This is a genomic window from Streptomyces sp. AC627_RSS907, assembly GCF_019049165.1.
Genome location: NZ_JAGMUE010000168.1, coordinates 97,177 through 120,890 on the forward strand (window position 1 = coordinate 97,177; position 23,714 = coordinate 120,890).

General features: G+C 68.5%; 23 protein-coding genes and 1 pseudogene. 13 read left to right on the forward strand and 11 right to left on the reverse strand.

All coding sequences use genetic code 11. The features are described from left to right. Positions 1-134: 134 nt before the first annotated feature. The 4 genes from KUM32_RS30285 to KUM32_RS30300 all read left to right on the forward strand — a co-directional run bounded on the left by KUM32_RS30285 (position 135) and on the right by KUM32_RS30300 (position 3,088). Positions 135-986 (forward strand): oxidoreductase, encoded by an 852-nt coding sequence (locus KUM32_RS30285; RefSeq protein WP_217145155.1) that lies wholly within the window; start codon positions 135-137, stop codon positions 984-986. 488 nt (positions 987-1,474) lie between these two features. Next, a complete protein-coding gene (locus KUM32_RS30290) occupies positions 1,475-2,071 on the forward strand; it encodes a TetR/AcrR family transcriptional regulator (protein ID WP_217145156.1) in 597 nt (198 codons plus the stop codon). A gap of 205 nt (positions 2,072-2,276) precedes the next feature. Beyond that, the gene (locus KUM32_RS30295; RefSeq protein ID WP_217145157.1) at positions 2,277-2,594 is read left to right on the forward strand and encodes a hypothetical protein; all 318 of its coding nucleotides are present in this window, start codon (positions 2,277-2,279) and stop codon (positions 2,592-2,594) included. A gap of 185 nt (positions 2,595-2,779) precedes the next feature. Further along, positions 2,780-3,088, forward strand: coding sequence for a hypothetical protein (locus tag KUM32_RS30300; RefSeq protein WP_217145158.1), 309 nt, complete (start codon positions 2,780-2,782; stop codon positions 3,086-3,088). Between the two features lie 268 nt (positions 3,089-3,356). Here the strand turns inward: KUM32_RS30300 and KUM32_RS30305 are convergent, their stop codons facing one another. The 3 genes from KUM32_RS30305 to KUM32_RS30315 all read right to left on the reverse strand — a co-directional run bounded on the left by KUM32_RS30305 (position 3,357) and on the right by KUM32_RS30315 (position 6,518). Continuing rightward, positions 3,357-4,154, reverse strand: a complete 798-nt coding sequence (locus KUM32_RS30305; RefSeq protein ID WP_217145159.1) for an alpha/beta fold hydrolase — start codon at positions 4,152-4,154, stop codon at positions 3,357-3,359. Positions 4,155-4,687: 533 nt separating this feature from the next. Beyond that, positions 4,688-5,470, reverse strand: a complete 783-nt coding sequence (locus KUM32_RS30310) for a hypothetical protein (protein WP_217145160.1) — start codon at positions 5,468-5,470, stop codon at positions 4,688-4,690. A 28-nt stretch (positions 5,471-5,498) separates the two neighbouring features. Further along, positions 5,499-6,518, reverse strand: coding sequence for an aldo/keto reductase (locus tag KUM32_RS30315; protein ID WP_217145161.1), 1,020 nt, complete (start codon positions 6,516-6,518; stop codon positions 5,499-5,501). Positions 6,519-6,665: 147 nt separating this feature from the next. Here KUM32_RS30315 and KUM32_RS30320 point away from each other — a divergent pair, with 147 nt between their 5' ends. Beyond that, positions 6,666-7,277 (forward strand): TetR/AcrR family transcriptional regulator, encoded by a 612-nt coding sequence (locus tag KUM32_RS30320; protein ID WP_217145162.1) that lies wholly within the window; start codon positions 6,666-6,668, stop codon positions 7,275-7,277. A gap of 533 nt (positions 7,278-7,810) precedes the next feature. On the opposite strand, the gene KUM32_RS30325 is transcribed toward KUM32_RS30320, so the two are convergent. Beyond that, positions 7,811-8,665 carry a helix-turn-helix transcriptional regulator gene (locus KUM32_RS30325; protein ID WP_217145163.1) on the reverse strand — a complete coding sequence of 285 codons (855 nt, stop codon included), beginning with the start codon at positions 8,663-8,665 and terminating at the stop codon, positions 7,811-7,813. 303 nt (positions 8,666-8,968) lie between these two features. Here KUM32_RS30325 and KUM32_RS30330 point away from each other — a divergent pair, with 303 nt between their 5' ends. Together KUM32_RS30330 and KUM32_RS30335 are read left to right on the forward strand one after the other, a co-directional pair. Continuing rightward, entirely contained in the window at positions 8,969-9,934 is a 966-nt protein-coding gene (locus KUM32_RS30330) for an SDR family NAD(P)-dependent oxidoreductase (protein ID WP_217145164.1), read from the forward strand. Positions 9,935-10,636: 702 nt separating this feature from the next. After that, positions 10,637-11,575: a DUF3466 family protein gene (locus KUM32_RS30335; RefSeq protein WP_217145165.1), complete on the forward strand. Its 939-nt coding sequence runs from the start codon at positions 10,637-10,639 to the stop codon at positions 11,573-11,575. Between the two features lie 96 nt (positions 11,576-11,671). Here the strand turns inward: KUM32_RS30335 and KUM32_RS45460 are convergent, their stop codons facing one another. Together KUM32_RS45460 and KUM32_RS30340 are read right to left on the reverse strand one after the other, a co-directional pair. Beyond that, the gene (locus KUM32_RS45460; RefSeq protein WP_374227569.1) at positions 11,672-11,884 is read right to left on the reverse strand and encodes a hypothetical protein; all 213 of its coding nucleotides are present in this window, start codon (positions 11,882-11,884) and stop codon (positions 11,672-11,674) included. After that, a pseudogene (locus tag KUM32_RS30340) lies at positions 11,881-12,901 on the reverse strand (IS701 family transposase). Before KUM32_RS30340 ends, KUM32_RS45460 begins: the two are co-directional and overlap by 4 nt. A gap of 442 nt (positions 12,902-13,343) precedes the next feature. Between KUM32_RS30340 and KUM32_RS30345 the strand changes: the two are divergent. After that, a complete protein-coding gene (locus KUM32_RS30345; RefSeq protein ID WP_217145166.1) occupies positions 13,344-13,592 on the forward strand; it encodes an RNA-binding protein in 249 nt (82 codons plus the stop codon). A gap of 967 nt (positions 13,593-14,559) precedes the next feature. Further along, positions 14,560-14,721 carry a hypothetical protein gene (locus tag KUM32_RS44020; protein ID WP_254406350.1) on the forward strand — a complete coding sequence of 54 codons (162 nt, stop codon included), beginning with the start codon at positions 14,560-14,562 and terminating at the stop codon, positions 14,719-14,721. Positions 14,722-15,614: 893 nt separating this feature from the next. Here KUM32_RS44020 and KUM32_RS30355 read toward each other — a convergent pair. Continuing rightward, the gene (locus KUM32_RS30355; RefSeq protein ID WP_217145185.1) at positions 15,615-17,180 is read right to left on the reverse strand and encodes a GMC family oxidoreductase; all 1,566 of its coding nucleotides are present in this window, start codon (positions 17,178-17,180) and stop codon (positions 15,615-15,617) included. Between the two features lie 503 nt (positions 17,181-17,683). On the opposite strand from KUM32_RS30355, the gene KUM32_RS45465 reads away from it, so the two are divergent. Further along, entirely contained in the window at positions 17,684-17,857 is a 174-nt protein-coding gene (locus KUM32_RS45465; protein ID WP_374227570.1) for a transposase, read from the forward strand. Here the strand turns inward: KUM32_RS45465 and KUM32_RS45470 are convergent. Next, positions 17,839-18,087 (reverse strand): hypothetical protein, encoded by a 249-nt coding sequence (locus KUM32_RS45470; RefSeq protein ID WP_374227573.1) that lies wholly within the window; start codon positions 18,085-18,087, stop codon positions 17,839-17,841. The genes KUM32_RS45465 and KUM32_RS45470 overlap by 19 nt on opposite strands. 482 nt (positions 18,088-18,569) lie before the next feature. Continuing rightward, positions 18,570-19,352, reverse strand: a complete 783-nt coding sequence (gene map, locus KUM32_RS30370) for a type I methionyl aminopeptidase (protein WP_217145168.1) — start codon at positions 19,350-19,352, stop codon at positions 18,570-18,572. A 799-nt stretch (positions 19,353-20,151) separates the two neighbouring features. Between map and KUM32_RS30375 the strand changes: the two genes are divergently transcribed. The 3 genes from KUM32_RS30375 to KUM32_RS30385 all read left to right on the forward strand — a co-directional run bounded on the left by KUM32_RS30375 (position 20,152) and on the right by KUM32_RS30385 (position 21,823). Continuing rightward, on the forward strand, positions 20,152-20,505 hold the full coding sequence (locus KUM32_RS30375; RefSeq protein WP_374227571.1) for a hypothetical protein: 354 nt from the start codon (positions 20,152-20,154) through the stop codon (positions 20,503-20,505). A gap of 608 nt (positions 20,506-21,113) precedes the next feature. Beyond that, positions 21,114-21,356 (forward strand): hypothetical protein, encoded by a 243-nt coding sequence (locus KUM32_RS44025; RefSeq protein ID WP_254406351.1) that lies wholly within the window; start codon positions 21,114-21,116, stop codon positions 21,354-21,356. 215 nt (positions 21,357-21,571) lie between these two features. Beyond that, positions 21,572-21,823, forward strand: a complete 252-nt coding sequence (locus KUM32_RS30385) for a hypothetical protein (RefSeq protein WP_217145169.1) — start codon at positions 21,572-21,574, stop codon at positions 21,821-21,823. Between the two features lie 189 nt (positions 21,824-22,012). Here the strand turns inward: KUM32_RS30385 and KUM32_RS30390 are convergent, their stop codons facing one another. Both KUM32_RS30390 and KUM32_RS30395 read right to left on the reverse strand, forming a co-directional pair. Further along, a complete protein-coding gene (locus KUM32_RS30390; protein WP_254406352.1) occupies positions 22,013-22,441 on the reverse strand; it encodes a hypothetical protein in 429 nt (142 codons plus the stop codon). Between the two features lie 250 nt (positions 22,442-22,691). Further along, entirely contained in the window at positions 22,692-23,549 is an 858-nt protein-coding gene (locus KUM32_RS30395) for a MerR family transcriptional regulator (RefSeq protein ID WP_217145170.1), read from the reverse strand. Positions 23,550-23,714: the final 165 nt, after the last annotated feature.

Here is a 23,714-nt window from a genome sequence, read left to right on the forward strand (position 1 = left end):
CAAGCGCTTTCGGCGCCGTGGCTGCGGCGAGGTAATCTGCATGTTGTCGAAAAGAGTCTACACGCTGTAGATTCGATGGTCGACGTGAACTGTCATGGCGGTGCGCCGCCAGGAGTCGAAGGATGTGACCGGTCATGAAGACCTTTCTGATCACCGGTGTGAGCAGCGGCCTGGGCCGGGCCTTCGCCGCGGGAGCTTTGGCGGCGGGGCACACGGTTGTGGGCACCGTTCGCAGGCAGGACGACGTCGCCGCGTTCGAGGCACTTGCGCCGGGCCGGGCGCACGCGCGCCTGCTCGATGTCACGGATGACGAGGCTGTCGCCTCGGCGGTCGACGATGTGGAGTCGGGCGTCGGTGCGCTGGATGTGGTCATCGCCAACGCCGGTTATGGCCTGGAGGGTGTCTTCGAGGAGACGCCTCTGGCCGCGGTGCGGGCTCAGTTCGAGACGAATGTGTTCGGTGCTGCCGCCACGCTTCAGGCCGCTCTGCGCCATATGCGTCCTCGGCGCTCGGGTCATCTGATGGCGGTGACCTCGATGGGTGGTCTCATGGCGGTGCCCGGTATGTCCGCGTACTGCGGGAGCAAGTTCGCGCTGGAGGGCATGCTCGACAGCATCCGCAAGGAGGTGGCGGCCTTCGGCATCCATGTCACGGCCATCGAGCCGGGGTCCTTCCGGACGGACTGGGCGGGCCGGTCGATGACCCGGGCGGAGCGGTCGATCTCGGACTACGACGAGATTTTCGACCCGGTCCGTGCAGCGCGGCTCAAGGCGAGCGGCAATCAGCTGGGCAACCCGCAGAAGGCCGCTGAAGCGCTGCTGCACATCCTCGATGTGCCCGAGCCTCCCGGTCACCTGGTGCTGGGCTCCGACGCCCTGCGCCTCATCCGTCAGGGCCGGGACGCGGTGGACGCCGACATCCGCAACTGGGAGGAACTGTCGCGGACCACGGACTTCCCCGACGGAGCCCAGATCGCGACCAACTGAGTCGCCCAGCGGACACCCGGTCCGGCTCGAGCGGACGGAGGCTCCGGTCCGCCCGAGCCGGACCACCGCTCCACGGTCCTCGCAAGGCATGCCGTGGGGAAAGTGAACATGGCGGTGCAGCCCGCTCTCGGACCGTGCCGGAGGTCGGGGCGCTGTGGAGCCACACCGCGGAGGTGTTTCATCGAGGAGATCACCCGCATCCTGCACCGTGCGGGTGTGCCCGAGGGAGACGGTCCGCACGCTGCCGGAACCGCTCGCCAGAGCCCTGTGCTGGATGATCGAGCGGACCTTCTCCCATGCCTCCCCGGCCGGTGCCGACGAACTCGAGCGGGCCTCCGCCACCTGCCTGGACATCTGGCTGCGCACCGCACGCCTCGCCTGACCCGGTCGGTCACGCGGTGACGCCGGGCCCGCGATGCAGAGCGCTCGGAGCGTGCCCGTCCGGTGGAGAAGTAAAGTGCTGCGAGAGCCGAACAGAGGAGATGACCGTGGGAAGGCGCAGGGACGCCCCCAGCAAGGGAGACCTGCGTGAGCAGGCTCTTCTGGACGCCGCCGAGGAACTGCTCGAGCAGACGAGCCTGGAGAACCTGACCGTCGAGGCGATCGCCCAGAAGGCCGGGATCTCCCGCGGCTCCCTGTATTTCTACTTCGGAAGCAAACACGAGGTCCTGGCCGCCCTCGTCGAACGGACCATGCGCACCATCCGGACGCACGCCGACGCCACGGCCCGGGAAGATTCCGCCCCGCCCGTGGAGGCGATGGAGCGGGCCGTCCACGCGACCGAGGAGGTGTGGCGGGCTCACAGTACGGTCATGCGCGCCGCCGTGGACTACTCGGCGCTGCACCCGGTCATCGGAGCGGCATGGAGCGAGACCGTCGAACGGTTCGCCGTCACCATGACCCAGGTCCTGACAAGCGCCGGCATCCCGGACGACGACGGACCGGACGGCGCTTCCGCGCTGGCGACCGCCTTGTGCTGGATGACGGAACGCACCTTCTACCGCGCTGCCTGCGCTCCGGACGGCGACTTGGACCGGGCCAGTGCGACCATCTCGGAGATCTGGCGCAGAGTGATCGGGGGCTGAATCGCCCGCATGACGGCCGCCGTGGACAGGCCGGCCCGTCATGTTCGCCGGGCACCGGAGCCGAGGCGGCGGCGAGCGCGATGACGAAGCCGCGCAGTTCATCCGGCCGTTCGATCACGAACGGCCGGACCGGAAATCCCCGTCAAGCACCCGCTGCCGGACGTCACGGTTCCGACCGTGGCCGCGGACGACACCAAGCGCGGACGTGTACCTGGCGCAGGAGCAGTTCGCGAAGGGGTTCGCCGGAGACGTGAACCCGGTGACCGCAGGGGCGATGGCTGTCACACAGCGGCCGTTCGACGCCCGCGCGAACAGCTCCATCAGCGAGGCGGCGGCCTGGCACGACATTCCGAGCCACTACCTGACCGCAACGAAGGACCAGATCGTCGTGCCCGAGAAGCAGCGATACTTCGCGAGGCGGGCCAAGGCCCCCGCGGTGGAGGTCAACTTCTCGCGCCGTCATGGTCAGTCACCCGGCCGCGGTCACCCGTCTGATCGAGAAGCCGACCACGAAAACCGCTGAGAGTTCTCGGCCTCGTACCTCCAGCAGCCGCGCCCGTGTCTGCGCCGAACCCGGCGTCCCCGGTGGTCGGCACTACGGCAAGTACTCAACTGGCCTCTGCTCCGCGCGGACGTTCAGCAACTCCAGCGCCTCGGCACCGGACGACCCAAACGCCGAGAGAAATTCCTGCGGAGGCCCGCGCCCCTGTGGAGGCCACCGGCGCGGCGCAGGCCCGCGGCTCGGTGGCGACCGTGCGACGCCGCTTCGCTGAGATCGCGGAGCGGACCGGCGCGGACGAGCTGATGCGTACGCCTCCGTCTACGACGCCGACGCACGGTGCGGCTGCTACGAACTGGCCGCCCACAAGCCGCCGAGTAGCTGCCGCTGCTTCGTACGGAACGTCCAAGGTCCTCCAGCGGCACTGGCGAGACCTCTCCGTCGCCGGCCGCCACCGCCACCTCAATCCGTACCTCGCGGTCGAGTCGTTCGGCACGACGCTGGTGGAGCACCTCTGAGACGCGCGGGAACGACCCAGCAAGCGCTCCGGGTGCCGACAGGCCGTCCCCCTGGCGAGTTTGCTCAACTGCCAGGGAGACGGCCTGCACGGAAGGTCGTGTGCGAATGGGCACCGTCACCCGCAGGTCCTGACGCGGGTCGTGAGGGCCACCGGCACTGCAGTCGGTGCGGTGAGGGGCCGGAGGACGGGCGCGTCGGCCGAACCACCCCTCACGGACCGCCACCCGGATCCGCACACCGGCGGATCCGGGTCCGGGCGGGTGTGTGTCACTGGGTGCTGCGGGAAGCCTCCTCGATCACCTTCGTGACCACGCCGGGGCGGCTGATCATCACGGCGTGCGAGGCGTTGACTTCCTCGGTGTGCGCGTGCGCCCGGTTGGACATGAACCGTTGGAGGTCGGGAGCGATCGCCTTGTCCTGGCGGGTGATCAGGCTCCAGGAGGGAATGCTCTGGTGGGCCTCGGCCATGCTGGCGTCGGTCACCGCCTTGAGGTTGGCGGGTCGCTGTGCCGCCGCCAGGTTGGCGGCCGTCGTCTTGGCGACATCACCGGCGAAGGCCTCCCGGAAGTGAGCCGGGTCGATGGAGACCTCCGTACCGCCCGGGACGTTGGTGGAGACCAGCGGAATGGGCGGCGAGGACTTCGCGGCCAGTTCGCCGACCGTCTCACCCTTGGCGGGGATGAAGCCGGCGATGTAGACGAGGGCCTTGACGTCGGGGTCGGAGGACGCGGCGTTGGTGATCACGGCACCGCCGTAGGAGTGGCCGACCAGAACCACGGGGCCCTCGATGGTGGACAGGTAGCTGGAGACGTAAGCGGTGTCGCTGGTGAGGCCCTGCAGCGGGTTGGCAATGGCGCGCACCGGATAGCCGTCCTTGCGCAGTCGCTCCATCACGGGCGCCCAGCTGGAAGAGTCCGCCCAGGCTCCGTGAACGAGGACGACGGTCGGCTTGGGCTCGGTGGCCCGGGCACTGTTCGACGTCGCCACGGCCGGAGCCGTGGCGACGCCCAGCAGGGCGAGGGCGCCGGCGGCGAGCGCCACACGACGTGAGATACGGATGCGCATGAGGTGTTCCTATCGGGCAGCAGGGAGAGCAGGTCGGTCGACCGGCCAGGACCGACGCATATGAAGGAGAACGTTCGGTACACCACATTAGAGGCCGTCGCGGCCGCCATGTCAACCGAACGTTCTCCCTCAGTATGCGCAAGGGTGCTGCTGTGCCCGTCGAGCGGCGAAGTCTGTGCGCTCTGCCGGGTGTGCGTGCCGTACGTCAGTCGGGGCTGATCGTGCCGGAGGGGAGGTTCTGGGTGGCGCCGCAGGGCGAGGTGAAAGCCCAAGTTCGGGCTGCTGCGGGCTGTTTCATCCAGGTAAGGACGCTGCAGTCCGGGAACTCCAGGCCCTCTCGGACCTCGTGGCAGCTGGACAGCGTCCCGATGTTGAGGCCGCTGTGCCGGCAGGCGTTGCTGTAGGCGCCGTGGGTGTACGTGACAACCGTTCTCTCGCGACCACCTTCGCGGCCACTCATCCTCACCTGATCGGGGCCCCTCTCGAAGAAGCTCAGTGTGAGACAGGGCCGATGGCTTGCCGGCCCCGATCGACTACACGCGAGGACTCTGGGTGCCCAGGAGGCACAGTTCACGAAATTCGATGGCCATGTGCAGCTTGTGGCCTTCGACGATGTCGGCGGGAGTTTCGGGCGGGAAGTATGCGCCGAGTTTCACGGCGAAGCCACCGGGGGCGGGCTTGACCTGGTGGAAGGCGTACATGCGGATGTCAGTGCCATCGCTTGCGAGAGTGGTGAATCCGGAGGTGAGGCGGTGGTAGTCGGGGTTTGGTGAGACGGGCCGCACATCGGGGTCGACAGTGATGTACATGTCTGTGGGGTTCGTATGCATGCCGAACGTCTCCATGGCACGGGACCGCCCGACCTCAGTGCGCAGGAAGTAGTGGTCGGGGTTGAGTAGCCGGTAACGGTGCTCGACGGCTGCCGGGTCGGCAGCGTGTGCACCCAGATCGTCGAGGGACATGCCCTGCACCTCGATGTCGGTGACAGCCGCACGCAGTGGGGCGTGCGCGTCGTTTCCGACGGCCTGTTTCCACAGAGCGTCGGAAGCGCGGAGCTGTTCGCGGAACAGGGTGGTGATGCCGTCGATGTCGTACGCGCCGCGGATACCGATGCTGAGCTGTCGCGCGGCGTGCGGAGTGAGGGTGTCGATCTCGGGGCTGCCCAGGGATCGTCCGTCACGGGTGATCGGTGCGCCCAGGGCCGCCATTGTGTGCAGGACGTGCAGGTGGCGTTGGTGTTGCAGTCGGTCGAGCTGCTCGCCGGACCAGTCGTGGCCGTCGATGCTGACGCTGATGCGGACAGGGGAAGTACTCATGCCGGCCGCTTTCCTTCACTCGGCTCGTTCAGGCGGCCGCACGCTCGGTGCCGGGACGGCGGCGCAGGTGCGAGTTCTGCAGGGCTTCAGGCACGTAGTCCTGGTCGAGGGTGCCGACATCGGTGCCGGGCGGCACGATCTCATCGATCCTGTCGAGGATGTCGTCGCTGAGCTGGACGTCGAAGCCTGCGATGAGATCGTCGAGGTGAGCCAGGGTGCGGGCGCCGGCCAAAGCGCTGGTGACGCCGGGATGGGTGATGGTGAAGGCCATAGCGAGGTGCGTCAGTGACATGCCCGCCTCCTCGGCGAGGGGGAGGAGCCGTTCGACGACCTCGATACGGCGTTCGTCGCTGAGGTGCTTGAACAAGCGTGCACGGACCAGGTTGTTCTCCTGGTTCCTGCGCACCCGGCCGGTGAGCATTCCCTGGCCGAGGGGGCCCCAGACCATCACGCCCATGCCGTATCGCTGTGCGACGGGCAGGACCTCACGCTCGATGCTGCGGTTGAGCAGTGAGTAGGGCGGCTGCTCGGTGCGGAAGCGCTCCAGGCCACGCCGCTCTGCCACCCACTGGGCCTCGACGATGTCGGAGGCGGGCGTGGTGGAGGAACCGATGACGCGGACCTTGCCGCTGCGGATCAGGTCGGTGAGCGCGGAGAGGGTCTCCTCGAAGTCCGTCGTGGGGTCCAGGCGCTGGATCTGGTAGACGTCGATGTAGTCCGTCTGCAGCCGGCGCAGCGAGTTCTCGACGGCCTTGATGATCCAGCGCCGTGAAGTGCCGCGCTGGTTGGGGTCCTCCCCGGCGGGCATGCCGAACTTCGTCGCCAGGACGACGTTCTCACGGCGTCCCTTCAGCGCCTCGCCGACCACTTCCTCGGAGTCGCCGTAGGCGTCCCCCGTGTCGAGGAAGTTGATCCCCGCGTCCAGTGCCTTGTGGATGATGCGCGCCGACTCCTGGGGCTCGTTGCCCATTCGGGTGGCGTACATCAGGGTCCCGAGGGCGTAGGGGCTGACCTTGATGCCGGTGCGGCCAAGGGGGCGGTACTGCATGGCGAGTCTCCCAGATGCGCTGGAGGGAACAGGAACGGAAGGGCGACGGCGTCAGGAACGGACCTGAGCCGAAGCGGAAAGCTTTTCCGCTTCGGACTATACGGAAAGCCTTTCCGGATTACCACTGGCCGCGGCTAGACTGCCGACATGTCCCAGCGCCCCGTATCCGCCCGGGCCTCCTCCACTGCCTCAGGTGGACGGCGCCCCCGCGCCGACGCACGCAGGAACCTCGGCGCCCTCGTCGAAGCCGCCAAGACCGTCTTCGCCCGCTCCGGGGTCGACGCGCCCGCGAAGGAGATCACCGACCTGGCCGGCGTCGGGGTCGGCACCCTCTACCGTCACTTCCCGCGCCGCGCCACACTGGTCGCCGCCGTCCTGCAGCACGAGATCGACGCCTGCGCGGACGCGGGTCCCGCTCTCCTCGCCAGCCATCACCCGGTGGTCGCCCTGGATCGGTGGGTGCATCGGTACACCGAGTTCGTCGGCACCAAACGGGGCCTGGCCGAGGCGATGCACTCCGGCGATCCCGCCTACAGCGGGCTGCACGCCTACTTCCTGGAGCGACTCGAGCCCACCCTCGCGGACATCCTCACCTCTGCGGCCGCGGTCGGAGGAGTCCGCGAGGACATCAGCGCCCGCGATGTCCTGCACGCCGTCGCCCTGCTGTGCCAGGCCGTGCCCGGCGAGGACGACTTCGCCTACAACCAGCGCCTGGTCACCGTGTTCATCGACGGGCTGCGTACACCTCCTCGTCCGTGACGGCGAACCAGAGCCACAGGCCCCGACCCTCGCCGGCAATCCAGCGCGGCCGAAATTTCCGGTAACGCCGACACGCCCTCGCGGCATCGACGTCCACAAGGCCGCTGACCTGAGGAAGTGGGCCGCGGTCCGGGACTGGCTGACCAGCTACCGGCCATCAGACCCGCCTGAGCATCCCGCGACGTCACGAGTGCGGTCTCAGTAGCGACGCCGCGTCGCAGGAGGGACCAGATTCCTTCGGCGGGGGTCGAGGCCGCGTGCGCAGGGCTGCAAGCAAGGCTCCTCCCACGTCGCTTTCTCCACACCTGAGCGCCTCGTCCAGCGCATCCGTCGCGGCCTACGGGACGTCCAGTACCACAGCGACCTCATGGAGGGCTGCCTCGCCGAGACCGGCCTGTACGAATCAAAGACGCAGGACACCAGCGGGGGGATCGGCGTACATGACCAGTGTGAGGCGCCGCTGGGGGATTGTCAGGACAGAGCCCCTTGTCCCTCGGCTCCGGGGGTCCTTCGAGCGTGGCCGGTGTGGCGGGTCATCGGGCATCGGACGTCTGGAAGTCCTGCGTCCCGATCGTCCGCAGAAGCGCGAGCTTTTCGCGTGCGTCGGTGCCCTCGGTGGGGAGGAACGCCAAAACCTTGGTGTCCGCTTCGGGTGAGAGCAGGACCTCGCAGGTCAAGTGCAGAACGCCGACCTCGGGGTGCAGGAACCTCTTCTGGTCGAAGCGGTGCACCGCCACCTCGTGGCGTTCCCACAGAGCACGGAACTCCTCGCTGTGCGCCACCAGGCCGTCGACCAGTTCGGTGACGTCGGCATCACCCCCGCGCCGCGCGGAGGTGGCCCGCAGATCACTGACGTGCGCTTGCGAATGCCGTGGCCAGTCCTCCTCCGGGACGTAGGTGCGCAGGGCAGGCTCGGTGAACCACCGCCACACGATGTTCGCCGAGCGGCTGGCGGAGTGCCCAGCGTTCCACCTCAGAGTGATCGCGGCGACGGTGTTCTGCCACAGCACCTCTCCCACATCGCTGACGACGCAGGCCGGGATGTCGCCGAGCCGATCCAGCAGACTCATCAGCCCGGGCCGCACGTACCCAGCCGAGTAACGGGCCGGGGCTGAGAACCCGGCCAGGTGGAACAGGTGGTCGCGCTGGTCGGGATCACAGCGCAGCGCACGGGCCAGCGAGGCCACGATGGCCTCGGAGGGGTTTGCTCCACGGCACTGCTCCAGCCGGGCATAGTAGTCCGTGGAGATACTCGCCAGCTTGGCCACCTCATCGCGCCGCAGGCCCGGCGTACGCCGCCGTACGCCGTCGGGCACACCTATGTCGGCCGGACGCAGCAGTTCCCGGCGACGGCGGAGGAAATCAGCAAGGCCGATGCGATCAATCATGTTTCCAGTAGACCTTCGCCGCCCCCTTTCCGGATAGCCGCCAGCCACGGACAGCCTGTCCCTGGCACAAGCACCCTCAGTCCGCAATCCTGAAGCGGCCGGGCCGGCGAAGACGCGGCCGTGGCGCCCCCACAGCGCGATCAGAGAGCGGGGCACCCCGCCGCTTCCGTTGTCGCGACCCGTCTCCCGGCCACCTCACGCCGCCGACCACGCGGTGCGGGCCTCTGGGTCTCTCACTCCGCCGGGCACCCGTCTCACGCCGTCGCCCGCCATCCAGCACATCGCACCCCAGGAGAAACGGCCATGACCTCGATACTGATCACCGGTGGCCACTCGGGCATCGGCCTTGCCGCGGCGCGGACGCTCGCCGCACAGCACATCGACCTTGTCCTCGCAGGCCGCAGCATGGAACGCATGCGACCGGTCGTCGACGAGCTGAGCGCGCGGCACAGCGTGTCCGTGACACCGCTGATCCTCGACACCTCGTCGCTCGCCTCGGTCAGGACAGCCGCCACCCGATTGCGTGCGAAGCTCGACTCCGGTGCGGTCTCCGGGCTCGACGCAATCGTCTGCAACGCCGGCGGTCGCTTCGACGGCGACATCTCCTACACCTCCGACGGATACGAGACGACCTTCGCGACCAACTGCCTGGGCCACTTCCTCCTCGTCGAGCTGTTGTTCCCGAGCCTTTCCGAGAAGGGCCGCGTCATCTACACCGCCAGCGGCACTCACGATCCGGACACCGTCGACGGCCGCATGGTCGGTACCGTCGTGGAGCCGGACGCCGTCATGCTGGCCACCAACGGAAAGGACGGCGGCAAGGAACTGTCGGCCGGCAAGCGCTACTCCACCTCCAAGCTGTGCACCGTGATGTACGCCTACGAGTTGGACCGCCGGCTCCGCAGGGCCCACAGCTCGGTGTCCTCGATCGCCTTCGACCCGGGAGCAGTGCCTGGCACCGGGTTCCTGCGGGGGATGCCGAAGCCAGTGCAGTGGGTCTCGAAGGCAGCCGCATTCAAGTGGGTCTCGAAACGCATGGGCGTCATCACGTCCGACGTGGAGTTCTCAGGCGCCTCGCTGGCGGCACTCGCCGCGGACCCTGGCTTTGCTGAGGCATCCGGCATGTATTTCCAGGCGAACGACGGGGCCTTCTCGCCCGTGCGCTCCGCGCGGCTCTCCTACGACGAGCGGCTCGCAGCACAACTGTGGGACGACTCCAAGCACCTCGTGCGCCTGACCGAAAACGAGGAGCCGACGCAACTCAGGTAGGGCGCTCGCCCTGTCGCCTGTCGAGCGAGTGGTGCCTGTATCCGCTCTGAGTGCGGGGGCTGGAGACGCTGCGCGTCGCCTGCCACGGACCCGACCGCCTACGCAGCAGCCCGGACTGAGCTGACCCCGCTTCGTGGAGTCCCGGATGTGCCCCGGCTCGGACTTCCTGGGATGCCATGCGGGCTTCTCCTCGCGTCGGGATGCGGGCCTCGCGCCGAAGTACGGCCTGCCGTACCGGGCAGTGTTTCCGGCCCACCCGAGACTACGAGTCCATGGTCGCCAGCTGCCCCTTTCCGTTTTTTGGCACGCCGCCCCGGGTACGGAACCAGAACGGCCAGGGCTCATCCGGTCGGATACAGACGTCAGAAGGCGTGGGCGGGGGAGCGCATGGGCGAGATGGTGACGCGATCGGCTCATGCAGGGAGACGTGCCGACGGGCTCCTGCGGTTGTCAAGGCGCATTCTGTGCCTGACCGTGCTACTGGCCGTCCCGGTTGCACGGTTGTCAAGGCGCATTCTGTGCCTGACCGTGCTACTGGCCGTCCCGGTTGCGTGCGGCGACGGCGACGGCGACGGCGACGGCGACGGCGACGGTCCGTCCGTCTCCCGCTCGCCATCCGAGCATGTGCCGGATGCCGCCAGTTCGGTTAGCTTGGCCGGCCGGGAGAGCAGCGCCCTCGACCTGAACGGGGACGGTACGGCGGTGGGTTCCGCGATCGCCACGGACGGGGCGCTTCACCCCGTGCTGTGGCCCGACGGTGCGCCCGCCGTGCCGCTGACCGCGCCCGCCGGCAGCATCGACAGCGCGGCGCAGGTCATCAACGACACCGGTGAACTCGCCGGTATGGCGGCGACCGAGGAGATCCCGTCCCTGCCGCTGCGCTGGTCGGTCGCGGGCGAGGTCAGCGAGATGAAGACGCTGGGCGGGGCCTTCAGCCTGGTGCAGGACATGAACGCCTCGGGCGTCGCCGTCGGCACCTCGGCCACAGAACAGGGCACGACGCACGCGGTGCGCTGGCACACGGACGGCTCCGTCACGGACCTCGGCACGCTGCGCACTGACGAGTCCAGCACGGCGTTCGGCATCAACGACGACGGCGTCATCGTCGGCCAGTCCGGCCCCGGCGATCTCACCGGGCGCGCCGTACGCTGGGACACCGACGGCACGGTCCGCGAGCTTTCCCTGCCGCCCGGTACGGTCAGCGCCGCCGCGCACGCCATTAACGGCGCCGGCGTCATCGTCGGCGAGTCAACCTCCAAAAAGTCCGACGACAGCGACTTCCCCGACCCCGACGGACACGCCGTACGCTGGAACACCAACGGCACAGCCACCATCCTGCGCACCCTGGGCGGAGCCCATGCCACAGCCCAGGACATCAACGACTCCGGCGTGACCGTCGGCAGCGCCCAGCACAGCGACGGCACGGTCCGCGCCGTACGCTGGACGGCCGACGGCACCCCCACCGACCTCGGCCTCCTCCCCGGAGACGTGAAGAGCCGGGCGTACGCAATCAACGACGCAGGCGTCATCGTCGGCGAATCCATCACCGCTGACGAAGAACTCCATGCCGTGCTGTGGCATCCGGACGGCACCATGATCGAGCTCAACGGGACCGCCGCAGACACCTCACCCTCCCAGTAGCACCCCGTCGGGTTGCAATGGCTCTTGGGTTTGGACTGGTGGCCGATGTTCTGGGCAGGGGCTGGTGGCAGGTGGTACAGGTGCCGGTCCAGCAGTTCAGCAGGTCCTGGATGGTGTCGAGGATCTGGTAGAGGGTGAGTCCGCTGTATCGGCTTTTGGGACCAGACGCTGTTCGGTGAGGAACGCGTGGGCGGCGGTGACCAGCGTGACGTGGTGATGCCACCCGGCCCAGGAACGTCCCTCGAAGTGGTCCAGGCCGAGGCCATGCTTGAGTTCCCGGTAGTCGTGCTCGATACGCCAGCGGATCATTCCCAGACGGACCAGTTCGGCGATCGGGGTGTCAGCGGGCAGGCTGGACAGGGACAGTCAGTATCCGGTGGGTGCCTGGGCGCCTTCGGGTCACTGGACCAGCAGCGTGGCCTCGGGCAGGACGCCGTCCCACGAACTCTCCTGCACGGTGGCGGCGGCCTGGGCCAGGCGGCGGGACCGGACCCAGGCCGGCCGCAGTAGCGGGGCCGCGGCCTGCGGCCGGTGCCGGACCACGCCGGAGCGGTGGGCTGCGAGTTGTGCGGGTGCACGGCCGCGTCCGAACGGACGGCCACGACATAGCCGATGCCCCGCTGGCACAGGCCGTCGCGGAAGTCGGCGTCCTGCCCGTAACCGGCATCGGCCACCACCAGCGGAACCAGCCCCCACCCGGCCAGCTCGTCGAAGACGTCCAGGGCCAGGCGCCACTTCTCCCGGTGCCCGACCTCATCGGGCACCCGGCAGCGACGCCGGCGTTCGGCGTCGCCGTCCCATTCCCTGGGCAGGAACAGCCGCCACTGAAGCGGGACGGAAGCGGCATCGGTGACCGTGTGCACACTGGCCGCCACCTGACAGTTCGCCTGCTTGCCCAAGGCCCCGCAGTACTGGTGCGCGACAGTGACCGACATCTTCCCGTCCTTGGGAAACGACACGTCGTCGACCGCCCAGGCGTCCGGGCCGATCAGCGGCACCATCCGCTGCGCGATCCGCCGCCGCACCGGCACCGGATCCCAGGTCGACTGGTTCACGAAGTGCTGCAGGTTCTGCTCGTTGCCGTCCGGCAGCCGCGAGGCCCATGCCCTGGACGGACTTGCGCCGCCCGTCCACCATCAGTCCCCTCAGATAGCAGTCGCCCTTGGCCCGCTGGTCCTTGCGCGGTAACGACGCGAAGACGTCCGCCACGAATAGCGCCAACTTCGCCCGAGCACGGTTCACTTCAAGTGCGTCCACATGCCCGCCATGCCGCTGAACACCACCGACCGAAAGACCTAACGGAGTCCTATTAGGGCTCAGAAACATCACCCGAACGTGGATCTTCCGCCTTCACAACCAGCGGATGCTTACATGTCCGTCCGTGCGATGCCATGGGCCCGGAGCGGTGGTATCGCCGACCACACGATCACGCCGAGGTGCGCGAAGCTCGCCGCCGACAAGCTCCAGCAGCTCGCCGCGCCTGGCCTCAAGGCCCTGTCCGATGGGTCGTGCGACGCCGCGCCTGGCGGCTTGTTTCGTGAGCCCCGCAGTGGGTCCTGAGCGGATTCCCGTCCGTCCTGATGAGTCGCGCAATGGCTTCTCACCTGTTCGCCAAAGGGGGGCGAGTCACGCTTTCGAGTGACTAGGGCATCTCCATGCGTATCGCCGGGCATTCATGCGGTGATTCGCACCAGCCGACGCGTCCCACTTATCGGGACGTGCGGTCGTTGAGCCCCTCCGGGGCGTTCATCGACTAGGGAGAATGACCATGAGCGCGACACTGCGGGTTGGCAATCTGGCGCAGGAGACAACGGATGACACCCTGCGGACGATTTTCTCAGATTTCGGCCATGTTCTGGACAGCGCCGTCATGCGTGACCGCGACACTGGCCAGTCCCGGGGTTTCGCGCTTGTCACCATGAGTCTGGCACGGGAAGCCGAAGCAGCGATCGAAGGTTTGAACGACACCCAGTTGGACGGCCAGCAGATCACGGTCGAAGTGGCCAACGTGAGGTGAGGCTCGACCTCAACTGCCCAAGACGGATGTGCGCGATTCTCGGTCACACGACCCATCGGACAGCTCCTACGAGCGTTCCTGGGCCCCAGGAGCCAGTGGACCAGGCGTGGACCCGAGGGCCACGACGGGCCCGGGGACCGGGAAACGGGCAGGTCATCCACCCAGTGCCCCCGTCATGCAGCACCCTCTTGAAAACCGTTGCTCTATCGATTCTTCAGCAGCGGAGACGGGCCTCCAGTCCGTCGATGCGCAGCGAGCAGTTCTTGAAGACCTCCAGCGGGATCTGCTCGTCGCCCGACCCTCCCCGGCCTCCTGGCCGGGCGAGGCGGCGGCGATCGGCTGGTACACGGCGCCCGCCGCTTCGGCGCAGGCACCGATCAGCGTGGCCAGGGCGGCGATCAGCCGCGCGTGGCGGCGTCGGCGGGCGGGCAGGCCCAGGCGGTCTGATGGCGCGTTCATCCCCGTACTGTGCCGCGCGGCACCCACCGTCCGCTGCTCGTCGGCGGAACGAGGACGGCTTCGGCGGTGGTCGCATACAGGTCTGGAAGGATCCGGCCATGCTCACCCACCAGTCGCCCGCAGCCGGCTGGGGCGCCGGCACCCCTTTCAGCGCCCTGTACGAGAGGGCCGCCGCCGAGCCCAGTGGCCTCGTCTCGGAGGCCCGGACCGCCGTCGAGTGCGGCATGTGCGATCCCCGGGACACGGTGGAGATGGCGTGTGCGGCGGCAGAGACTGCCGAGACCGTGGTGACGGCCCTGTCGAGCCCGTGGGCCCTGTACACCCCGCAGGACGCCGCGACCGTCGCGTCCGCACTCTTCGTCCAGCTCCAGCACACCGCCGACGCACTCGGGGAGCTCGGGTCCGCGCTCGGGCGGATCGCCGGGCGCGGCCGCGCGACGCAGATGCCCGCCCCTGCTGGTCCGGGAAGCCGGCGAACCTCGGTGATGCCCTGGCCACGCTGCGGTCGGTGTCCGAGCAGATCCACGGCCTTGCCGCCCGCCACGCCTCCACCACCGTGCGCGCGCGCCACGTCGCGCCGGCCTCCGCTCCGAGGCCGGCCGAGGGCCACGAGACCGTGGTGGCCGTCGCGGCGCTCCTCGCCGAGCAGCACGGCCGGGCGGGACGCTGAACCGGCGCCATGAGGAAGGCGAGTTCGAGGGCCCCGATGACGGGTTCGGGTGCGGCTGCGACGTCACGATCCTGATCGACGACCAGAAGTACAACTTTCACCGTGGCGACTCGCAGTGTTCGCTCACCCGGGAGTCTGACGAACGGGAGCTGTCCGACGGCTCCTTCGTCTACGACGTCTTCGAAACCCTGAGCACGACGTGGGGACCGCCCACCCTCAGCAGCTCGTCGACGACATCCTGCGGATCGTCGCGGACGACGGTGACGCCTCACAGGCCCCCGCCGGCGGGCTGCGGGCCGTCCCGCCCATCGATGACTGACCGCTCCCGGCCGGGGCTCGCCAACGGATAGTTGGCCAAATCCCGGCCGCTGTGGCGCCGCTGTCCCAGGGCGCCTCGGAGGGCCGGTCACCATACGTCGATGGACCAGATGTCGCCTTCCTGGTGCCCGTTCGTCCGGGTCTCCAGATACGCAGGTGGCGGGGCAGGCGATGACGTGGATGCGGGCTGCGGAGCGGGACACGCGGTAGCAGTTCATGTCGCCCGACGTATGGTCCGTGTCGAGTGCGACGGTGTGCCCGAGAGCCTGGACAGCGGCGTGCAGTTCGCTGAAGGGAACTCGGGGCGGCAAGGGCCCGTACGTGCGCGTGAGCGGGTGGGGGCGCCGTGTCCGGTGACTGGTCATACAGCCTCGGCCTTGCCAACCTGACCGCCGCGGACTGGTTCGAGCCCTTCAGCCCCGACCAGGCCCGCGACTCTGCTCGCGGCTTCCCCACATCGGGCAGGACGCCGTTGCACTGGCCGTGTTCAGCGACCGCGGTGGCCTGGGCCAGACGGCGGGATCGTACCCTGGCCGAACCGTACCAACCCGGAGCGAAGCCACGTTCCTCCTCCGTCAGTCATCAAGCCGGTCCGACATGCGCTCCGCCAACATGATTGTCGCCAGGTTCGTGTTCGCTCGAGGCACTGAGGGGAAAACGGAGGCATCCACTACACGCAGCCCTTCGGTTCCCAAGACTCGGCATGAGGAGTCGACGACCGTGCCTGCGGCGTCGGGCGCGCCCATCCGGCACGTGCTCGTGCCGTGCTGGGCGTCTGCGACGGTGGACAGCAGGTAGTCGTCCAGAGCGCGGTTGCTCGACAAGGCGTCGAACAGTGGCTGGTTGGCCTCCCGCAGAGGTTGGGACAACAGACGGGAGATGCCCTCGTGGCCGCTCACTTCGACGACGGTGCGAACGCCCTCGCGCAGCACCGACCGGTCGCGCTCATCGGAAAGCATCCGTTCGGCGATCCGCGGCTGGACGGAGGGGTCGGTCGACACGAGAGTGAGGTGCCCGCGCGAGTGGGCCTTGTTCAGGATGACGCCGAGCGCCCCTGCCCGTGTCCCGGCGTTGCCTGCGGCCATGGCCCAGACATCCTGATTGAGTGCGATGAGGAGCAGGTCGTTCTTATGCGTTCCGCTGACGCTCGACCACCGCACGCAGACGTTGGTGTGCCGGTCGTGAGGGGAGGAGATGGCATGTGTTGACAGTAGCGGCAAGGAGAGCAGGGTGATCGGATGGTCTTGCATACCGAGTCCCACCGGGAGATCCTGCCGTACCTCGATCCCCAGGGCCCGCAGCCGCTGAGCGGGGCCGAGGCCCGAACGCATCAAAACGGCAGGGGAGTGGACCGATCCCGCGCTCAGGACCACCTCGTCCCCGTACTCAACAACCGGCCGTCCGTCGATGACCACGCGGACGCCGACGGCGCGTTGTCCCTCGAAGACCACCGTGTCCACGAGGGCGTCACCTCGGACGGTGAGGTTCTCCAAGTCACGCACGGGCTCAAGGTAACCGTCGTTGACGCTGACCCTCCGCCCGTCACGCGAGTTCATCGGGTATGGGGATACGCCGCAAGCAGCTGGTGCGTTGGCGTCCGCCTCCCACAGGAAGCCAGCGGCGAGGGATGCTTCGACCAGCGCGCGGTCCACGGAGCCCCAGGCTGTCTGTGGTGTGCGGTGGATGGGAGTCGGGCCGCCGCGGCCGTGATAGGGCAAGTCTCCGAACACCTCGTCGTCCTCGAGCCTGACGAAGTACGGCATGACGTCGTGGGGTGCCCAGCCCTCGCAGCCGCAGCGGGCCCAGTCCTCGAAGTCCTCCATCGGAGGTCGGAGAGCGATTTGGCCGTTGACGACCGAGCTGCCTCCGACTCCCCGGCCCCGCGCATACAGAAGGGGTGGCTGTTTGTCTGTCCGCGACGAGGTCACGTCCCACCAGAGCATGCTCGCCGAGGTAGCGAGGTTCGACAGAGCGACCATGGGGTTCGGTGACCGCCAGGCTTCCGGCAGTTCCGCCGAGCGACAGTCGGGGCCCGCCTCGAGCAACAGCACCCGCTTTCCCCGGGCGGCGGTACGAGCCGCCAGCACCGAGCCGGCCGAGCCCGCCCCCACGACGATGACATCCCAGCCCGACTTCCCCATCAGCTCCACCCGAGAACTCGTGTCGCCCCGCGCCCGGAGCATACCTTCCGTACCTCGCTCGGCAGCGGACGGCTCAGAACCGCTTGATCCCGACCGAGGCCGAAACGTGTGCCCACGGTTGGCACGGGGCGCAGTCCCCGTGAGGTGCCCGCACGTGATGTTCGGAGAACGACGAAACGACATCCGGCGCCCGCGGGCCTGCGGCATCATGGCCCTCGTAGCGCTTCGTTACGTCGGGGGATCTCACCTCATGGTGGCACCTTCTCTGGTTGCCGATGTGTTCGCCGCGGTGCCGCGGCGGGATCAGCGGCGGTGGGGTGCGTGTCATCTGGGGGTCTGATGCCGGACGGCCGGCTCACATCGATGCAGCGGATGGCCGGGCGGCTGCCGGACGGGAAGATGCAGCCCTGGAACAGTTCGTGGACCAGTCACCGCAGGACCCGCTTCCCGTCAGGCAGCGAATTGCCCAGCGGCTGACCGAGGCGACCACGCCCGAGGTGTGAGTGGTCGACGACGTGCCGTTCCCCAAGCGCGGCACAGCGTCGGTGGGGGTGGCCCGTCCGTATTGCGGAGCGGTTGGCAGGCAGGCGAACCAGCAGGTCGCGGTCAGCGTCCTTGCCGCCGCCGACACCGTGTTCTGCTCGCTGAACCGGGAGTTCTATCTGCCGCGTGAGTGAACGGATGCAGTCGCCAGCCCGACGTCGCGTCCGTCCGCACTGTCCTGGAACGTGCAGGCACGCCAGGTCGGCGCCGTACCGGACCAAGCGCAGCGATGGCACGCGCCCGGTGCTGGTTGACTGTTCCTGGTGAGGACGACGCTTGGGGCCACGGAGTTGATGGTGATCCCGCCGGCGTCCGAATTGTCAGCCACGGCGAGGGTAAAAGCGTCCGAAGCTGCCTTGGCCACGCTGTAGGCGATCAACTCCGGGGAATGCGAGGGTGGCCGCGAGGCCGGAGATGTTGGCTATCCGGACCCGTCACGCAGACGGGGCAGCGCGAGCTGTGCGATACAGAAGCGCCCTCACGCTCACGGCGTAGACCCTGTCGAAGTCCACCTCGGCGAGCTCGGCCAGCCTGACTCCGCAGATGGTGGGCCTGACCAGGGTGAACGTGGCACCGTGCTGCGCGGGCGGCCCGGACGTGATGCGGCGTTGTACGGCCGGGTCGCGGCCATCATGCGGTCCGAGCTTTGAGCCGGCCCTTGCTGCGGCCGCGTCCGTAGACGTGGCCGCAGCAGTTGGTCGGTAGTGGCAGGGACGGTGTCGGATCACCGGCCACACGTCGCGGCGGCCGCAGCCGCGCCTCGTCGGGTTGAACGGACATGGATACCGAGAGTCGGTCTGCCCGGCTGCAGCGACCCCTTGGGGACTGCCACTTACGCTTGAGCCCTCACGGCCGTGTCTGTCCGGACACGGTGAGGATTTCAGCTCCGTCGTCGGTGACGGCGATGGTGTGCTCGCTGTGCGCAGTCCGGCACCCTGTTGCGCTGCGTAGCGTCCAGCCGTCGGGATCGGTGACGAGGACGGCCGTGTCGGCCATGACCCAGGGCTCCAGCGCGAGCAGCAATCCGGGGCGTAGTGTGTATCCACGGCCGGGCCGTCCGGTGTTCGCTATGTGCGGGTCCTGGTGCATGGTCGAGCCGATGCCGTGACCACCGAACTCGGTGTTGATGGGGTAGCCCGCTTCACGGAGGACCGTTCCGATGGCGTGGGAGATGTCGCCGATGCGCGCCCCTGGCTTGGCGGCATCGATCCCTGCGGCGAGCGCGCGCTCGGTCGTCTCGATCATCGCGACGCTGTCTGCGGGCCTGGCCTTTCCCACGAGGAAGCTGATAGCGGCGTCTGCGGACACTCCACGCCTGGAGATGGCCAGGTCGAGCGTCAGAAGATCACCGTCGGCCAGTGTGTAGTCGTGGGGCCGTCCGTGAAGTACGGCGTCGTTGACGGCCGTGCAGATGTAGTGGCCGAACGGGCCGCGCCCGAAGGAGGGCGCGTAGTCGACGTAGCAGGACTGCGCTTCCGCCTCGATGATCATTTCCTTGGCCCACCGGTCGATGTCCAGGAGGTTTGTGCCGACCGTGCTGCGCCTCTTCAGGTTCTGCAGGATGTCACCGACCAACGCGCCGGTCTCTCTCGCCCTGTCGAGCATGGGGCGGCTCAAAATCTCGATCATGAGGCCTCTCACGTGCTTCCAATAACTATACCGGTAAAACTATACCGGTATGAGAATGGGCTCACGCTCAGGGCGGCCGCTCACCCCGCCGAGCACCCTGCGACGGGCGCGAGGCTGCAACTCGATGCTGGCACTCGCCGACACACTGAACCCTCTCAGCATGGCCACCGATCGGGTGACTGCGGCGGGTTGAGCGGACGGCCGCAGGGCACGAGGACCCCGTGGAGGCCCGGCGAGGACGCAGCGGAGAACGGCTTCATCGTCCATCGCGGCCAGTACGTCACCGGCATCGACGTCGGCTTCGTCTTCCTTGTTGTTGCCGTTCATGCCGTACGAGAACACCCTTGCGGAGTGGGTGCTGGCGTCGCTGTCGCTGCTCCACCTGTAGCTGCCGCTTCGTCCCCACCGGAGGAAGCTGACGCTGGGTAGGACCTTGGACGGGTCGAACCGGGGGGTCGGTGAAGGTGACGCAGTACTCCCCCGTGCCCAGGCGCGTGACCTTCTCGACGCCCTTCGAGTTCTGGATGCCTCCGCTGCTGTTGACGGTCGCGCTGGCGTCGGCGTAAGGGGCGCGGACGTTGTCGGCGACAGCGACGGCGGCTCCGGCCGTCGCGACCTCCACCGGCGCCGTCCAGGACGTCGAGCAGCGTGTCCTTGACTTCCACAGGGCCGAGTGTGCCTTCTCCCGGCGTGCCGAATCCTTTCGCTCACGGACGGTGAAGCCGAGCGTAGTTTTAGTCCGGTTTGGTGGCGGAAGAGTGGGACAAGGAAGTCGTCCGACCTCACGGAGAGAAACGCTTTGAAGAACAACAGGAAGGCGGGCGTTGCTGTGCGTGCCGCCCTCGCCGTGTCCGCAGCCTTCTCCCTCGCTCTGTCCGTCGCGGCGCCTGCCGCGGTGGCCGCCCCTGCCGCGGACCCTCACGGGCTCTCGTGCGAGAAGGGCAAGCACAACATCGACGACTACACCGGCTGGGCGCTGTGCACCAACGTCGGGAGCGAGCCCATCACCTTCTGGGTCCACCTGATCTGTGGCTGGTCGTCCGACGCGGACGGTGAACACATCCGCCTCGAGCCGGGCGACTCCGGCCAGTCGACCGCGCACTGCTCAAGCCTTGGCTCGGGCATCGGTGAGATCCAGGTCCGCTCCTCCTGACAGCAGGCGCCGCAGAAGGGCGTACCCCGGGCTGTTGCCCGGGGTACGCCTCTTCCGCTGTGTGCCCGCAGCGCGGCACAGGCCTCGCGGGCGCCTCCAGATCGCACTGCGGTCCCCGGGCCGGAGTCTTCGTGTTGTCCGCGGACAACACCCGGCCCTCTCTGGCGGCGCGGTGCAGCCTCTTCTTCTCCTCCCGCTCGGCTGCCTCCTGCGCCTTGATGTCCTTCCAGAGAGAGACCAGGACGGCGGCATCAAGAGCGGGGTTCTCCTTGAGCCGCCGGGCGAGCTGTCGCCCATCGCTCAGCCATCTTTCCGGCGCCGAGCAGAGCCTGAATCTCCCCCGGGAAGAGTGATAAGGGCGAGCTGACTGGTCACCCAGGAGCGGTCCTTACCAAGGTGGGTGGCAGCCGCACTGCCTGTGCCGCCGGACCTTCTACGACCCCGAGTTCGGGCTGCCCGTCGTAGGCAAACACTTCAAGCACGCGGGCACCGGCGGCACGGACCAGTGGAGCTACACGACGTACGCCCCGCTCGAACTGCGCCCGGACGACGTCTTCAGCCGCTTCTACACAGGCCGCAGTCTGTTCTGGGCCCGGACGGACAAGGGCGTGCTCTCGCTCCTTCCGCAGAGGAACGCCCTGGGCTACGAGATCGGGTACAGCGGCGGCGGCCCGCACGCCCTGGCCGCCTACCTCGCCGAGGTAGCCACCACCGACGGGCAGCACACGATCGCCGGCGCCCTGTACGAGGACGCCCACCCGGCGATCCTCGCGTGGACACAGAGCAAGGCGGCGGACCGTGGCACGAACGAGCTGTCGCTCAGTGACCTCCAGGGCATGAAAGCGAGCTGACCGCCGACCGCTGATCGCACCGGTGCCCACGGACCAAATGTCCGTGGGCGCCGACGCGTTCGCGTCCGCGAGGGTCCGCAGCTCGTGCCCATCTCATGGGACGACGGGCGAAGTCGCCGGAGTGCCTGTCGGGACGAGGACCGCGCGAGCGGCCACGCAGGCCACGCAGACAGCGATGGTGCAGTGGAGCGAACCCACCGAAGCACGGAGGCCCGATGGTCCACCCGACCCCGCCGCACCTCTCGCCGGAGCAGCGCGAGCGCCTGGAGCAGCTCGCCGACGCGGCCCGGCTGCGCGCGGCGCTGTACCCGTCGCCGAAGCCGCCGCCGGACCGACGCCGCTCCCGCTCTCGGCAGTACCCCGGCGGCCGGCCGAACCCGTGGCGCTCCGTGCGGGGCCGCCCGCTAGGGATGAGTGGGCACGGTGAACTGCACCGCGCCCTCGGGCGCGGCTCGGCGGCTGGGTAGGGAGTGGAGTCCATCCGGATAGTGGAGACCACGGTGGTGCACATCGGGTGGACTCCACCCCGGTGCACCGGTGCGGTGGGGGAGTGAGCCTCGGCCAACCTGAAAATCGCTGGTCAGCGGGGCTGGTGTGACCGTGTTCCGGGGTGCTCGTGCTGGTCGTGGGCGGGAGTCTGCGGAGAAGATCGTCCGTCAGCGGTTGACTTCGAGGTTCGTCAGGACGAGCAGGGCGCGCAGGATTTGGGTGGCGTGGGCGGGGCCGGTGCGGAGTTTTGCGAGGATTCGCCAGTTCTTGAGGTGGGCGAATCCGTGCTCGACCGGTGCCCGTTCGACGGTGAGGGCGAGGAAGTGCAGGCCGTGGTGGCGGTGCTTGCCGGAGTAGTTCTTGCGGTCGGCCTTCCCGGTGCGGCGCTGGGTGGGAATGAGGGTGCCGTCGATCAGGACGACCTCCCCACCCTGCCGGGCGTTCTTCTTGCACGCGCGGTCCAGGCGCGGGGCCTGTGCGGCGAGCAGTCCGATCGCCTCGTCGCGCCAGCGCCGGACGGTGGACTCGGAGATGTTGTCGCCGCCGGCCATGTCGGCCAGGCGCTGGTCGTGGCGCAGTACGGCCAGGGCGATCACCGCGATCTTCCCGGGCGGCAGGATCCGCCACCGGGACCGGATAGCCGTCAGAAACGGCGCCGCAGCGGACCGGCGAGGTGGTTGACGGTGCGCGTGGACAGTGGCAGACGGCACTGGTGGACAAGCGGGCAGGCGTGCTCTTCGGCTCTCTTCACCTAGTGCCCAACGGCCGCCGGAGGCACCGCGGTTACGTTCGTGCTGCACCATTCCGGGCTGCTCTTGCCGGGCTCGCCCCGAGCGTCGATTCCTGTCAGCAGGTCCGTGGGGTGTCGCCGCCCTGATCGGCCGGGTGAAGCAGTTCGATGACACGTTCCTCGTACCGGACGCGGGCCGGGGAGAAGCCGTACGGCATCTTGCCGATGGCCTCCATCGGGCTCATCCTCGCCTCGCCTTCCTCCTCGCCGGCGTGCTCGTCCTCCTGGTCCAGGAGGCCGTCGAGGGCCTCGTCCAGGCCGGAGCTGTCGATGGTGGCTCCCAAGGCGGTCTCATGAGCACACCGCTGGACAGCCAGGTCTTCGATGCGGGGATCGTCGGGGGACACGGCGTCGTCCAGGGCCGCCTCGGCCTCGGCCAGGCGGTCTTCCTCGGCCCGCAGCTCGGGGTGGGTGGCCAGGACGATGAACCGGTTGGCCTGGAAGGCGGCGCCCAGGGAGCCGAAGATACGCTCCGTGACCAGAAGGGTATCGAGATCGGCCGGGCGCAGGGACCCGGGCGGCAGATCATGCAGGCGGCCACTGACCAGCGGTGAGAGCAGGCCCAGGGGGCTGCCCACCTCGCGGAGGCGGTGCACGGCGGCCCGCTGGGCTTCGACGGCGGCCGCCTTGGAGACGAGGGACTCCTCCAGCCGGGCCAGGGACTGCTCGATGCCGGTGACGCCCTCAAAGCCGGCCCGGATGTCGTCCAGGGAGATACCCGCCTCAGCCATCCTGCGGATCCACAGCAAGCGGATCATGTCGTCGTATACGTAGCGACGCCGGCCGTCGCTGCCGCGTTCGGGTTCGGGGAGGAGCCCGATGGCGTGATAGTGGCGGATGGCGCGGGGTGTGGTCCCGGCGAACGCGGCGGCGTCACCGATCTTGACCCGGCGGGGAATCGCAGGAAGGGGCATGCGCGGGAACCTCTCAATGTCGAGCTCGCCGCCTACTGGACCACATGCCGCTACGGCACATGCAACCCCCCTGCCGTAGGCGCGCCCCGCGCTCCCGCACCATCAAGGGTCGTACGGATCGCTGCACGGGCAGACAAATCGTCCCGGACAAGCAGACTTGGGAAC

Excerpts from the sequence above, each read along its gene's own strand:
- KUM32_RS30285 (WP_217145155.1), top strand. The coding sequence starts at position 135 with ATGAAGACCTTTCTGATCACCGGTGTGAGCAGCGGCCTGGGCCGGGCC.
- KUM32_RS30305 (WP_217145159.1), bottom strand. The coding sequence starts at position 4,154 with ATGCGCATCCGTATCTCACGTCGTGTGGCGCTCGCCGCCGGCGCCCTC.
- KUM32_RS30310 (WP_217145160.1), bottom strand. The coding sequence starts at position 5,470 with ATGAGTACTTCCCCTGTCCGCATCAGCGTCAGCATCGACGGCCACGAC.
- KUM32_RS30315 (WP_217145161.1), bottom strand. The coding sequence starts at position 6,518 with ATGCAGTACCGCCCCCTTGGCCGCACCGGCATCAAGGTCAGCCCCTAC.
- KUM32_RS30320 (WP_217145162.1), top strand. The coding sequence starts at position 6,666 with ATGTCCCAGCGCCCCGTATCCGCCCGGGCCTCCTCCACTGCCTCAGGT.
- KUM32_RS30325 (WP_217145163.1), bottom strand. The coding sequence starts at position 8,665 with ATGATTGATCGCATCGGCCTTGCTGATTTCCTCCGCCGTCGCCGGGAA.
- KUM32_RS30330 (WP_217145164.1), top strand. The coding sequence starts at position 8,969 with ATGACCTCGATACTGATCACCGGTGGCCACTCGGGCATCGGCCTTGCC.
- KUM32_RS45460 (WP_374227569.1), bottom strand. The coding sequence starts at position 11,884 with ATGATCCGCTGGCGTATCGAGCACGACTACCGGGAACTCAAGCATGGC.
- KUM32_RS30345 (WP_217145166.1), top strand. The coding sequence starts at position 13,344 with ATGAGCGCGACACTGCGGGTTGGCAATCTGGCGCAGGAGACAACGGAT.
- KUM32_RS30355 (WP_217145185.1), bottom strand. The coding sequence starts at position 17,180 with ATGGGGAAGTCGGGCTGGGATGTCATCGTCGTGGGGGCGGGCTCGGCC.
- map (WP_217145168.1), bottom strand. The coding sequence starts at position 19,352 with ATGATCGAGATTTTGAGCCGCCCCATGCTCGACAGGGCGAGAGAGACC.
- KUM32_RS30385 (WP_217145169.1), top strand. The coding sequence starts at position 21,572 with ATGGTCCACCCGACCCCGCCGCACCTCTCGCCGGAGCAGCGCGAGCGC.
- KUM32_RS30395 (WP_217145170.1), bottom strand. The coding sequence starts at position 23,549 with ATGCCCCTTCCTGCGATTCCCCGCCGGGTCAAGATCGGTGACGCCGCC.